Annotated in this window: 12 protein-coding genes; 9 read left to right on the top strand and 3 right to left on the bottom strand. The window is 56.3% G+C overall.

Translation table 11 applies throughout. The features are described 5' to 3' along the window. Positions 1-110: 110 nt before the first annotated feature. The 5 genes from QU596_RS12175 to QU596_RS12155 all read left to right on the top strand — a co-directional run bounded on the left by QU596_RS12175 (position 111) and on the right by QU596_RS12155 (position 3,983). A complete protein-coding gene (locus QU596_RS12175; RefSeq protein WP_308515821.1) occupies positions 111-1,436 on the top strand; it encodes a site-specific DNA-methyltransferase in 1,326 nt (441 codons plus the stop codon). Continuing rightward, positions 1,433-1,843 (top strand): DUF5681 domain-containing protein, encoded by a 411-nt coding sequence (locus QU596_RS12170; RefSeq protein ID WP_308515820.1) that lies wholly within the window; start codon positions 1,433-1,435, stop codon positions 1,841-1,843. The genes QU596_RS12175 and QU596_RS12170 overlap by 4 nt, the downstream gene beginning before the upstream one ends. A gap of 286 nt (positions 1,844-2,129) precedes the next feature. After that, entirely contained in the window at positions 2,130-2,930 is an 801-nt protein-coding gene (locus tag QU596_RS12165) for a YqaJ viral recombinase family protein (protein WP_308515818.1), read from the top strand. Next, positions 2,930-3,652, top strand: coding sequence for an ERF family protein (locus QU596_RS12160; protein ID WP_308515816.1), 723 nt, complete (start codon positions 2,930-2,932; stop codon positions 3,650-3,652). The genes QU596_RS12165 and QU596_RS12160 overlap by 1 nt, the downstream gene beginning before the upstream one ends. Further along, positions 3,645-3,983 (top strand): DUF968 domain-containing protein, encoded by a 339-nt coding sequence (locus tag QU596_RS12155; RefSeq protein WP_308515815.1) that lies wholly within the window; start codon positions 3,645-3,647, stop codon positions 3,981-3,983. The genes QU596_RS12160 and QU596_RS12155 overlap by 8 nt, the downstream gene beginning before the upstream one ends. A 24-nt stretch (positions 3,984-4,007) precedes the next feature. Here QU596_RS12155 and QU596_RS13710 read toward each other — a convergent pair whose 3' ends face one another. Further along, entirely contained in the window at positions 4,008-4,577 is a 570-nt protein-coding gene (locus tag QU596_RS13710) for a superoxide dismutase family protein (RefSeq protein WP_420030985.1), read from the bottom strand. 206 nt (positions 4,578-4,783) lie between these two features. Here QU596_RS13710 and QU596_RS12150 point away from each other — a divergent pair, with 206 nt between their 5' ends. Continuing rightward, positions 4,784-6,193: a hypothetical protein gene (locus QU596_RS12150; protein ID WP_308515814.1), complete on the top strand. Its 1,410-nt coding sequence runs from the start codon at positions 4,784-4,786 to the stop codon at positions 6,191-6,193. A gap of 27 nt (positions 6,194-6,220) precedes the next feature. Here the strand turns inward: QU596_RS12150 and QU596_RS12145 are convergent, their stop codons facing one another. Next, positions 6,221-7,246 (bottom strand): glycosyltransferase, encoded by a 1,026-nt coding sequence (locus tag QU596_RS12145; protein ID WP_308515812.1) that lies wholly within the window; start codon positions 7,244-7,246, stop codon positions 6,221-6,223. A 140-nt stretch (positions 7,247-7,386) separates the two neighbouring features. Between QU596_RS12145 and QU596_RS12140 the strand changes: the two genes are divergently transcribed. The 3 genes from QU596_RS12140 to QU596_RS12130 all read left to right on the top strand — a co-directional run bounded on the left by QU596_RS12140 (position 7,387) and on the right by QU596_RS12130 (position 10,871). Further along, complete coding sequence (locus QU596_RS12140) at positions 7,387-8,619, top strand: glycosyltransferase family 4 protein (protein ID WP_308515811.1); 1,233 nt, start codon at positions 7,387-7,389, stop codon at positions 8,617-8,619. After that, positions 8,620-9,540 (top strand): glycosyltransferase family 2 protein, encoded by a 921-nt coding sequence (locus tag QU596_RS12135; RefSeq protein WP_308515809.1) that lies wholly within the window; start codon positions 8,620-8,622, stop codon positions 9,538-9,540. Positions 9,541-9,611: 71 nt separating this feature from the next. Then, positions 9,612-10,871, top strand: coding sequence for an oligosaccharide flippase family protein (locus QU596_RS12130; RefSeq protein WP_420030922.1), 1,260 nt, complete (start codon positions 9,612-9,614; stop codon positions 10,869-10,871). 3 nt (positions 10,872-10,874) lie between these two features. Here QU596_RS12130 and QU596_RS12125 read toward each other — a convergent pair whose 3' ends face one another. Further along, a complete protein-coding gene (locus QU596_RS12125; RefSeq protein ID WP_308515806.1) occupies positions 10,875-12,191 on the bottom strand; it encodes a hypothetical protein in 1,317 nt (438 codons plus the stop codon). Positions 12,192-12,451 lie beyond the last annotated feature (260 nt).

Raw genomic sequence — 12,451 nt, 5'->3', positions numbered from 1 at the left:
CTCGAGCGGTGGCGACGGCATCTATTTGAATTCCCTAAAGAAATTAGATTTGAGCTATTTTTAATCGTTCGGTCTTATCGAAGCGGTGCCTTGAATGGCATTCTGCCCACATGAATTATCGTACCGAAAATCTCTCAATCACCTATCGCGACCCAAAATCGCTGACACCCTCTGCGAGCAACTCGAGGACTCATAGCGCCAAGCAGGTCGGTCAACTCGCGAAGTCGATCAAAACTTTCGGCTTCAATAATCCGATCCTACTCGATTCACGGGGAGAAATTGTTGCTGGCCATGGTCGCGTTCTCGCGGCGATCCAGTTGGGCTTGGATACGGTTCCGACTGTGGGACTGCATCACCTGAGTCCCGAAGAGAAGCGGGCCTACTTACTTGCCGACAACAAGCTGGCCGAGCTGGCGGGTTGGGATCAGCAACTGCTAGCGGTCGAATTTAGCGACCTACTCAGTCTCGATTTGGACTTCGACCTTACGGATACAGGTTTTGAAATGCCTGAAATGGAGGTGCTGATCGAACGCGCCCGCCATGACGACGACTCACAAAGTGAAGACTCGAGCATACTAAGCAATGCTCCGGCTGTGACTCGGCCGGGAGACCTATGGGCGCTGGGGAACCACCGAGTATTTTGCGGCGATGCACTCGATCCGATGAGCTATCGCGTGCTTCTAGGCTCCGAAAAATGCCAAATGGTCTTCACTGATCCGCCCTACAACGTCCCGGTAAGAGGGCATGTGTTGGGGCTTGGCAGTCAGCGCCATCCAGATTTTCTAATGGCTTCAGGTGAGATGTCTCGCGGCGAATTCACGAGCTTTCTCAACACGGCGATGCGGAACTCTGCTGACGTTTCTGTTGATGGCGCAATTCACTTTATGTGCATCGACTGGCGACACGTCGGAGAGCTCCTAAACGCGAGCGCCGGCGTCTACTCAGAGTTCAAGAACTTGTGCGTCTGGGTAAAATCCAATTGCGGGATGGGCTCGCTCTACCGATCGCAGCATGAGCTGGTCGGCGTGTTCAAATTTGGAGAAGCAAAGCACGTAAACAACGTTGAGCTCGGCCGGCATGGACGATGCCGCACAAACGTCTGGAACTACGCGGGGATGAACGGATTCCAGAAAGATCGCGACGCGAAGCTTGCAATGCACCCCACCGTCAAACCAACCGAGTTGGTCCGCGACGCAATTTACGATTGTTCCAGTCGCAATGGCATAGTCTTAGATCAATTCGGTGGCTCCGGCACAACGCTGCTGGCAGCCGAGCAGGCAGGTCGACGCGCTCGGCTGATCGAGCTGGAACCACGGTATGTGGATGTTACCTTGCGGCGATACTTCAAGGCGACTGGCGATCCACCCACGAATGTCTGGACAGGGCAGAGTGTCGAAACTGCAGCCAACAAGAGCTATTCCGGAAGCGGGCAGTGACGAAGATACATGGCCCAGGGCACGGCGCGCGTTCGGACAAAGATCGCGTTGGGTACAAACGCCCACCCAAAGCTCACCAATTTCAGAAAGGCATTTCTGGCAATCCGCGGGGTAGAAAGAAAAGAACGTCTGATTTCGCCGCGATCCTACAAGGCGAGCTGACTGAAACCGTCGACCTTAAGGTCGGTGATAAGAGAAAGTCGGTCCCTATCGTTAAAGCTCTCGTGATGCGGTTGTTGCGAGAAGCGGTTTTGGGTCCGCGTACTTTGCTAATTCCAACCCTCCAGTTTATCGAACGACATGCTATTGGAGCCTCCGATTGCGAACCAGATCTCAGTTTGCTTGATGACGAGGAGTTTGATGCACTGGAAAGGTTACTGAAAAAAGCTCACGGGAACAATTTGTGAACTTTACGCACCAGCTTATTGTAGTAGCTGTTGTGAATAGTACTAGTAGTGAAATATAGTCTTGAGACAATCTTCTACCAGAGCAACACAAGTACGCGACTCGCTTGTCTTGTAATCTGTTGGAGGATGTAAGTCTGTGGATAACTTTGAAACTACTTGCGCGGCGGCGGCTGAAAGCCGGCGCGCGGTGCATAACAATCCTACGGTGGACAAATTACTGAGCGAGCCGTCCAAAGAGCGCAGGCGACAAGCGCGAGGCACCTCGCAAAAGCTGCGGTGGCCGGAGATGCATCGCCTTCTTTTGAGCGACCAGCAGCAGCGCGCGCGCAATCGAGGCGTCGGCGGCAGCGATGCCAATGTCATCCTGTCAGGCCATCCGGATAGAATTCGCGAGCTCTGGCTGGAGAAGCGTGGGGAAGCCTCGCCGCCCGACTTATCCGACAAGCTTCACGTCATGCTCGGGTGCTGGACAGAGCCTTTCAATCGAGCTTGGTACGAGCAGCTGACCAATGAAGAGATTGGTGCGGTTGGAGAGAGCTTCGCCTGCGAACGCTATCACTGGCGGCGATGTACGGTGGATGGCTTGGTGAAGCCCGACGGTGCCATATGGGAAGCCAAGCATACGAGCGCATTCGCCAAGAACGACGAAGTGCTGGAGCGGTACATGCCCCAGCTGCAACACAACATGGCAGTCGTTGGCGTCGAGCGCGCGATCCTGTCGGTGATTTTCGGCAACCAGCGGTTCGAGATCTTCGAGATCGCGTCTGACTGGCTTTACCAGCTGGAGCTGCTCGATGCTGAGCATCGCTTCTGGGACTGCGTGATAAGCGGTAAAAAGCCGGTGCCGGCAACTCCACCGCCAGCCCCGCGACCGATCGGCATTCGTGAGGTTTGCCTTGAAGGGAATAACGCCTGGGCATCCGCGGCGTTCGATTGGCTGAAGCATCGCGAGGCGGCCAAGCTGCATTCTTCAGCGTGCGCCTCCATCAAGTCTCTGGTTGAAGATGATGTCGCACGGGCCTTCGGCCATGGCATCGAGGCCAAGCGCAGCAAGTCCGGTGCAATCAGCATCCGGGAGCTCGCATAATGGCTGCTCCGAGCGTCTACGGCGCAATCAACGCCGTTTCTGCCGAGCTAGCGCAGAGCGGTATCGCCAAGACCCACACCAATGCAGTCGATGATTACAAGTACCGGTCCATCGATGATGTGCTCGACAGGCTCGCGCCGCTGTTGGCCAAGCACCGGCTATGCATATCTCCGCGCGTTCTCGAACGCGAAGCGGCAGAGCGGCATGATGAAGCAGATCGCTCGCTGTTCCATACCGTGCTTAGGGTGGCTTTCGAGCTCACGAGCGTTGACGACGGCTCGAAACAAATCGTCGAGGCATTTGGCGAAGCCCTGGACCCAAGCGACAAGGCAACAGCGAAAGCCATGTCCGCTGCTTACAAGAGTGCAATGGTGCAGACTTTCTGTATCCCCTTTGCGGGTTCGGAGGAGCCGGACAAAGCGAGCTACCGGGCTAATGCGCAAAGGCATATCGCGGCGCCTCCCCAAGGTTGGGAGCAATGGGTCCGCGATATTACGGACATCATAGAGGTCTGCGAAAGCGAGCAGGCACTTAGTTTGGTGCAGGAACGCCACCGGGAGTTTCTGACGGCGCTCGCGCGGGAAAGGGATGACCTTTATGCAGATCTCGGCAAATCGTTCGATAGACGTCGGCAGACACTCGCTAAACCAAAACGGCGATCAAAGACCGTCTCCTCACAGCGCGGGTCCAAGGTCCCGACAGGTGAGCTCGAAAATGCCTGAGGTGCGGTTCCCCAGGCGCAAACCTCGGTTGCCCAAAAAATCGCAGCCGGGGAGCATCCCCGCTCACCGCAAGTGGGTTGCAAGCCATCACTGCTCAGTACCGGGATGCAATTCGACGCCAATCGAATGCGCGCACGTCCGGCGAGGATCCGACGGCGGAATGGGCCTCAAGCCGTCCGATATATGGACGGTGAGCCTGTGCCGCGATCACCATGCTGAGCAACACAGGACTGGGGAAACTTCATTCGAGCAGAAGTACGACTTAAGCTTGCTTGATCTTGCGAAAGAGTTCGCTCGTCGTTCGCCTTGTTTAGCGCGCCGCAGACCCTGAGATGGTCAGTGGACGTCTCTTGGCTTAAATATGTCTGCGCAGATAAAATGTACCACAAGCGATTCTAGCGCCACTGTTGCCGCTAGGGTCGCTTCTCTCGTCGTCTTCCGACGCATGAATCACCAATGAAAGAGGCCCGTTAGCTTTTGGGTCCCACTCCCTTGGATCTATAGAAAAGGTCTCCTGGCCTCTTCCGTCCACCCCAACAATTAAATTGCCGAGGTCGCCCGCGTGGTGGCCCGAGGGATTGGCATGACCGTGCTTTTTGCCGCTCCAATTCCAATGAGCGCCCGCGCTCTCGAAATTTGGTCCTTCGCACTTCGCAACCTCGTGGATGTGAACGCCATGCGCGCCTGGTGGTAGTCCAGCGGTGTCGAGGGATACACGTATCACACCCTGTTGAGCTAGCTTGGTGAAGATGGTCCCCACGCGGCGGCCCGAAACATCAAGGATTGGCCAGCCGAACGGATCAGCAGGCTGTTGGAAAGCAGCAGCGCTCTGATTGCTGACGCGGACAGATTCGCCCGCAGGTTGTCGGCTGCAGGCCGTGAATGCGATGGCAGCAGTCCCCAGCAGTATTCGGCCGTATCTCATCACGCCTCTCAGGTCAGTCAGACACTATGATAGTCGCGATTATTGTTGATGACATGCGGCGATAGGTCCAGCCTTCAGTCGTGGCCGGTTCTACTACTCACTGGATTTTACATGTCTCGATAGTCGGAGCGATGATTCAGCTCTCCGCATGCGGTCGGGCGCAAGTTTCGGGGGTTGCACCCCCAGGGAATAATATCGGCGCCAACGTGAGCACGATTGCGTTCTGGGATGGCAGCCGACCCTTCAAGAATCTCATCTACGGTGGAGGCTGGGAGATGAAGACGGCCAATGGCGCTGGGATGACGATCCCAGGTGCCAATCTTGACACCAACGGTTGGGTTAAACTCCTTCCGCCCGGAGCAAAAGCGGTCCGCGCTCTATCAATTCCGGTACAACCTGCAGACATCGTATGTCGCTGGGACGGCGATGACGGCGATACCATGCAAGTGTCAGATTCGAACGGTGCCGTCCGTTTTCGACGGATAGCGGGATCGCGAGAACTCCGCTTCGACTATACCTCCAGTTACGCTGGCACGCTTAGGCCTGCCTACCTTTCCTACACAGTCAACTCAGCCAATTACGTTCGTAACATCGACTGTCGCGAAGACGGGGATAACCCAGCAGCAGTTTTCGATCCGACATTCACAAATTTGCTGAAGGGCTTTTCGGTCATTCGCTTTATGAAGTGGCAGCGGGCCGTCGAGGCCAACACTGCCGTCAATTGGGCGCACCGCAACAAACCGGGGGATGGCGACTTCAGCCTGAACGACGGCGTCCCGGTGGAGCATATGGTCACGCTGGCCAACTCGTTGCGAGCTGATCCGTGGTTCGCAATGCCTTGGAACGCCGACGACGACTATGTCGCAAAGTTCGCGACTTATGTGCGTGACAACCTCGATCTTAACCACCGCGTTTATGTCGAGGTGAGCAACGAGGTGTGGAACGGTGGCTACCCCGTGATGCTCCAAGCTCAGCAGGAAGGCATCAAAGAAGGCCTAGACGCCAGTCACGGCAACTACGGGCAGGCGATGACTCGGTACGCTGAAAAGACCCGTCACGTTATGCAGATCTGGGGCAGCGTATTCGTAGGGCAGATGGACCGCCTCGTTCGGGTGGCTAGCGCGCAGAACGTGAGCCCTTTTTGGTCGGAATACATTCTTTCAACGGCAGGTACCGCAGAGAGCGTGGATGCGCTTGCTTCCGCACCATATTGGGGTGCTGGCGATGAGGATGTTGGCGGCAAAAGCTTGGACGATGTGATGGATAAACTACTGCCAGAAAAATTGTCCGAAAGCCTTGAGTGGGCGAAAAAACAAAAGGCAGTCGCGAATAAATTTCGCAAACGATACATTGCTTATGAAGGCGGTCAGCATGTCTGGCTTAATGATCGCGAGCAACTCGTTGCGCAAATCGAGCGCGACCCTCGAATGTACGCGCTCTACAGGGCGTATCTAAGTAGATGGAACAGTGAGATCGGGGATACAATGGCCTTGTTCACGCTGACTGGCGGCGTCGGAAAGGCAGGGTTTGGCCTTATGGAGTATCAAGGCCAGCTCGAGGCGACCGCACCAAAGCTTCGGGCCGTACGCGAGGTGCTGCGAACAAATGCTCGTTAGCTTGACCGTCCGACCTTCCGAAAAACGCTAGGCAAGACGAGCGCCGGGCTTAAGGGCGGCTTCGATTGCGTCTGCCATTCGAGCGGACGAGCCAGCATTAGACATTTTCTCGAGCGCAAAGCGCCTACCGGCCGTCCCTAATTGATCAGCAAAGTTGGAATCATCGCGAAGCTTGCAGATTGCTTGAGCGACGGCTTGCGCGTCAGACAGAGGAACGCCGATGCCATTGAAGCCGTCGATCAAATAATCCTGAAGCGGAGGGACCTCGGTGAATATCTGGGGCTTGCCGAGTAACATTGCGCTGACGGCGCTGATGTGTCCGGCACCGCGTTTTGCGTCAGTCACCAGAACAAGATGTGCAAATGAGCCAGCGACCAAGCTCAGGCATTCTTCCATGGAACGGTCTGTCAGTATTTTGACGTTCGTCGGTACGCTGAGTGGATTGCGCTCGAGCATGTAACCAGCCGTGACGAGAACACCGCGCACGTCAGCTAGGCGGACCGCCTCACAAAACGCGGCAATATCGCGATTATTTCGGCCGATCATCGTCACATAAGGCGTTGGGTCGCTATAAACCCTCGCTTCACGGAAAGCAGGAAGATCGTAACCCCAGTGCGAGAAGACGAACCGATCGCCAGGAATGTCGTGGACCTTGGCAAACATGTCCGCTTCAGCCCGGGAGTGCACGACGAAAAGCGCCACACGTCGCCAGACGCGGTTCAGAAGCCAGTCGACCGGGCGAATGTGGGTTTCGATCAGCCGCCGCGAAGACTGATTAAAGGAGAGCGCGGCAACCGCAGGTACATTGCGGTTGAGCAATGCGCGCAGACTCAGCGCCCAAGTGAGAAAATATTCGCTGGCAGCAACAACGTCATATTCTGACAAATCGTGCTTCTTGGCGAACACTTCGGGGATGCCCCGAAGAGCTGCCGCATCACTCACCGGCACGCAGTCGACGCGCCATCCGCGACGTTCGAGCTCTGCGCCAAAACCTGGCCGGCCGGAATGCTCGTCGCCGCGAAAGAAATAGAGAAGCTTTGGTCCGCGTTTCACCCGCGCAAATCACTTTTCCTCGTTGATCGAGGCCGTTAGGGCGCGAATTCACTCATTTTCAAGTCATGCGGATTAATTGACCACCAATCCCGGTCGAGACAATCGGCGATCACATCGGCAGCTTAGAAGGGTTTTTGACCATGGCGGACGCCCGGGCTCGGGTCGAGACATCGCCGCAACCGGGGCCGATGCAGGTACAAGCGGTTTTTTGGAATACCCTCGGTCACGGGTCCGTCGCTCACGCCTTAACCGAGCTCCTAAACAACATGCCCGAGAATGGGGTAGGTAAAACCCTTTGGTATCTAGGCGGCAGTCCACTTTCGCCGCGTCCGTATTTCAAATCGGCGCTCTCACCCTTGGTTTATCGGATGCTATGCAAGGTTAAGGCCCCTGCTCACTTTCAAGGCAGGGTAGCCGGCGCCAAAGTGCTGTCCGCGCTGAGCCCGGGCGATATCATGTACGTTTGGCCTCCGTACGACATTCGTCTGATCAAAGACGCGCGGGAGCGAGGCGCCATCGTTGTGGCGGAACGGACCAACTGCATGGCACCAATGGGCCGTGAAAGACTGGTCGCGGCCTTCGCGCGTCGTGGACATGAACTCCCGCCAAGCTGGTACACTCGGGAAGAGATCGCTGAGGAGCATCAACAAATGCTCGCGTGCGACTACATCACCGCACCAAATGCCCTCGTCGCGCAGAGCCTTCTTGAATCTGGAATTGATCAATCACGAATTCTCGACACTTTCTACGGCTTTGACCCTGTGCGCTTGGCGAGCGCTATCGATATTGATCGACCAAAGAGACGCCCAGTCTTTGCGTTTGTCGGCCTCGGCATAGTCCGGAAGGGTTTTGACGTCTTGCTCGAGGCGTGGAAGCGGGCCGACATCGACGGCACATTGCTAATCGCTGGGAATGTCGACGAAGACCTTCGCAATGCTTACGCTGACACACTTTCGCGACCAGACGTCGTAACACTAGGTTACGTCGGGGATATTGCTGAGGTTTATGCCGCAGCCGACGTGTTCGTATTTCCAACGCACGAAGAGGGTGGGCCCCAAGTCGTTTACGAGGCTGCCGGTTGCGGACTGGCCTCAATCGTCAGCCCAATGGGCACAGGACGCATCGTACGCGGGGATATCGAATGTTTACTTGTCGACCCACTCAGTGTCGATCAACTTGCTAATGCAATCACCCGATTAGCAACGAGCGAAGAGCTGCGCCGATCAATGGGAGCGGCAGCTGCGAAGCGAGCACGTTTATTTACTTGGAGCCACGCTGCTTTGCATCTGTATGAAAAGTTTCGCGGGGTAGTTGACCTCGACTTTGATGAGGCCGTCACTTTGCCCACCCCCTCCAAAGTTACTATCGCTTAGATGCCTCGGGTCAGCATTTTGATGCCGGTATTCAACGCGGGAGTTTACCTACCGGACGCCCTAGAAAGTATTCGAGGACAGTCTTTCAAAGATTTCGAGTTGGTAATCGTAAATGACGGGTCTACCGATGGCTCATCGGAGATACTCAGAGCGTTCGCTCAGCAGGACCCTAGAACGCGTCTAATCGAACGCACGAACAGAGGCCTTATCGAAACCCGCAACGAATTGCTGTCAGAGGCAAGCGGCGATCTGATTGCTTGGATGGATGCTGATGACCTCTCGCATCCGGATCGATTGCAAAAGCAGGTCGGTGCCTTCGAAGTCGACACTTCGCTCGTTTGTGTCGGGACCAACGTCGAGCGCATCGATCCTGACGGTCATAGCTTGGGCATCGAGCACTATCCGGCCGAGGATTCGGCAATCCGGTCCGATCAGGCGGCCGGCAATGGTCTCCGCTTCGCCTCGACCATGCAGAAGCGCTCAGTAGCGTTGGATACCGGAGGCTTCCGGCATCCATTTCGCATGGGCGAGGATTTGGACTTCCTACTTCGCGTTGCTGAGCGCGGCCGGGTCAGCAACCTCACCGAAATACTCTACGTCTACCGGCAACATCTTCTTAACACATGCACGGCCTACGGACAGAACTGGCCTGAAATCTGCAGGATAATATTGCAACTCGCAGAAGAACGGCGCGAGCAAGGGAGCGATCGGCTCCAGCTTGGGGAAGAAGTCACCTTACCCCCAGTCCAGAGCGGCGATGAACGCAAGCTCCTTCCGTACGTTCTGCTAACATGGGCGCGGGGAGCCTTTGAGGCCGGCGATCGACGACGTGCCCTGCGCTACGCACTGGCGTCCCTGAAGATGGCGCCCGGGCGAATAGAGAGCTGGCGCGAATTCGCCAAACTGGTCCTCGGCCGATGACTGCTTTCGCTCTTCCGCGGGTTCGGCTTACGGGCAGTTCAGCGCTCGCTCTGAGCACAATCTTCGCAAATATGCTGCGCATCGTCAGCACAGTTTGCCTGACCCGTCTGCTCGCGCCGGAGGTCTACGGCATCACTGGCATTATCATGTCGGTTTTTTACATGATCAACATGGTGACCGATATTGGCTTGCAGGCCTACGTTGTGCGTCACCAGCGCAGCGACGACCCTGACTTTCTGAGTTCTGTGTGGACGATCCACGCGGTGCGCGGTTTTGTTTTAGCCGCAATCGGGATGGCGCTTGCCTGGCCGTTGTCCGTCGCGCTTGCAAAACCGCAGCTCACCTTACCCCTTCTGGTCGCATCGCTTGTACTAATCATCGATGGACAGGTGACGCTGCACCAGTTCCGCGGCCTTCGCGACGGGCGCGTTCAGCGTTATTCGCTCATCGACTTGGTTAGTGCCGCCAGCCAAACGCTGTCCGCGATCATTCTCGCGTTCTTTTTTCGAAACGTCTGGGCCATCGTGGCGTCGATGTTCGTGGCGAGCGCGATGAAGCTTTGGGCCGGCTACATTCTTTTCCCTGGCTCCCGTTTCCGCTTTCGGCCCGACCGGACCGTTGCCGCTGACCTGTGGAAGTTTTCTCAGGTTATTGCTGTCTCAAGTGCGCTCACACTCATCATCGGGCAGGTCGATAAACTCGTCTTGGCTCGGATGCTCCCGCTCAGCCAATTTGGCATCTACGTTATTGCTGCGTCTTTATCGGCGGCACCGATCGCATTCGCTGCAAATTACGCAGGAGCAATCGTTTATCCTGCTGCAGCAGTCGCAACGCGCGGGTCCCGTTCGATAGCGAACGCCTATTACCGCTGCTGGGGCCGCTTCTTCTATTTATATGCATTCGGAGGAGGAGCATTGGTCGGGGTCGCCGACTTGCTGATCCGCATCCTCTATGACCCGCGCTATCTGCCAGCCGCGCATTATCTATCGATCCTCGCTGTCAGTACCGCATTGCAGATGACGACGCGGTCGATGGAATCGGTTCAGGTGGCGAGCGGTCATCAGCGAGTGGCGCTCGAATTCAACGTCTTGCGCGTTGTTTGCCTGCTGGGCGCCGCTGGCCTCGCTTTCTTCCGCGGCCAGCCGGCTGTTCTCGTCTTCACAATTGGGTTACTCGAAATCCCCATCTACGCGTTCGGACTGTTCCGGATGTCGCAGCTTCACCAGATCCGCTGGGGGCGCGAATTATCGCTTGTCGCGACGATCGTGGCGGGGTTGATAGTCGGCCTACTAATCGACATGGCCGCCTTGGCGATCTTCCCAAAACTTTGAAGATCAGACCGTTGCCGGTTTCCCGACCGCCAGTTGGGACGGTCGCAATGGTCGTGACGCCTTTTCTTTCGCTGTGCTCGCGATCGACCCAGCGATGATGAAGATCAATGTAAGCTGGGCGCCGTTTGGAATGGAATCGAGCACATAGACTCCCATTAACAATGCCAGGCCCCCGCGAGTGAGGTTCTCCGGCGTCATCTGCTTTCCGATGTATTTCAAGGCTCGAAATGACGCGACAGCTATCAGGCCGAACAGCGACAGATATCCGAACCAGCCGAAAACGCCGTAATAGATGATCCAGCCGCCATCGGTCACCGAGATGTCTTGCCCGGTCCACTGATCAAAAATGCGATTTCGGCCCCAGCCGCCCCACCCCAGAAACGGCTTCTCATTGGCCTTGGCAAGCAGCGCGTCCTCGTTCTCAACGCGTACGTCGAAGGAAGCGAGCCGATCGGCGCTAACGGAACTCGCGACCTTCGAGACCAAGTCGAGCGGACTCAAATTGTTGTTACGGAGGAATGGGTAAGCGCAGACGAACAAGGATGCGGCACAGACGATCTTGACCCATGATCGCGGCCGCAGGAACATGATCACCGGTGCGAAGATCACGGTGTAGATGACCGGCCCCAGCGATTTGCACAGAATGAGCAAGCCACCGATATAAGGCGCGACCAGCGCCGGCGCTTGCCCGAATATCCGGGCCTTCATTCGCCACAAGACGACGGTCGCCAACAGTGCAAGCGCGATGAAGGTCGCGAGCGCCAGGCCGTGGTTGAGGAACACGACCGGGCGGAAACCGCCCCCCCGGATCTGTTGCGCGAAACTTTCGTGCGGAAAATAGCCGTAAACCCATCGGTGGAGCTGCGGACTCATGCGGATCTCGAAGAGCATAGGCAGGCTGTAGACCAGCGCCACTGCCGGCATCGCCTTGAGAAGGGCCGCCCGCGCATAGTTTGTCGAGAGAAAGCGCGAGCCGATATACATCGGGACCAGAAGAAGAACATTGCGGCCGGCAAATTTCAAACCATCCAATGGATAGTATCCGGGAATACTCTTACCCGCGGTCGACAACTCGTAGCTATTCGTAAAGCTGGTCAGGATCGGCGAGATGATGAACGCCGTGGCGAATAGGTAGAGCATCGGCGATCGCGTCGGTCGAGGCGCTTCCGCGCCATATACCCAGCATAGCAACAGAACTGCCACCGCAGTGATGCTCATCTTGTCGAGAGACGGCAGCAGTGGGAGATCGATGTCCAACGCCGAAGGCAAGAGGAAATAAGCGCCAAGCAAAGACCAGATGACCGCTTTCGCAAACGGCAACTTAGTAAACAGATAAGGGCACACAAGCGGCCACCCGAAAAGGGCGATCACCGCAAACCAATTGGCGTCTGGTCTCATGAGTAGGGGGTGTTTCGCGATATCATTGAATGATGCTAGGTTTCCGCGACGCGCGGCGCAAATTATTGAGTTACGCAGGAGCCTCGCTGCTCTGTGGCTTGCCTATAATTTCGCAATCGTCATTAAGCGAGGTTTGGTGGTTGAGAAATTCATAGGCGGGATCTTCTGGCTGTTCATAGCCT

It is taken from the genome of Sphingomonas flavescens, from assembly GCF_030866745.1.
Lineage (GTDB): Bacteria > Pseudomonadota > Alphaproteobacteria > Sphingomonadales > Sphingomonadaceae > Sphingomicrobium > Sphingomicrobium flavescens.
This window is presented reverse-complemented; position numbering and strand designations above follow the sequence as displayed.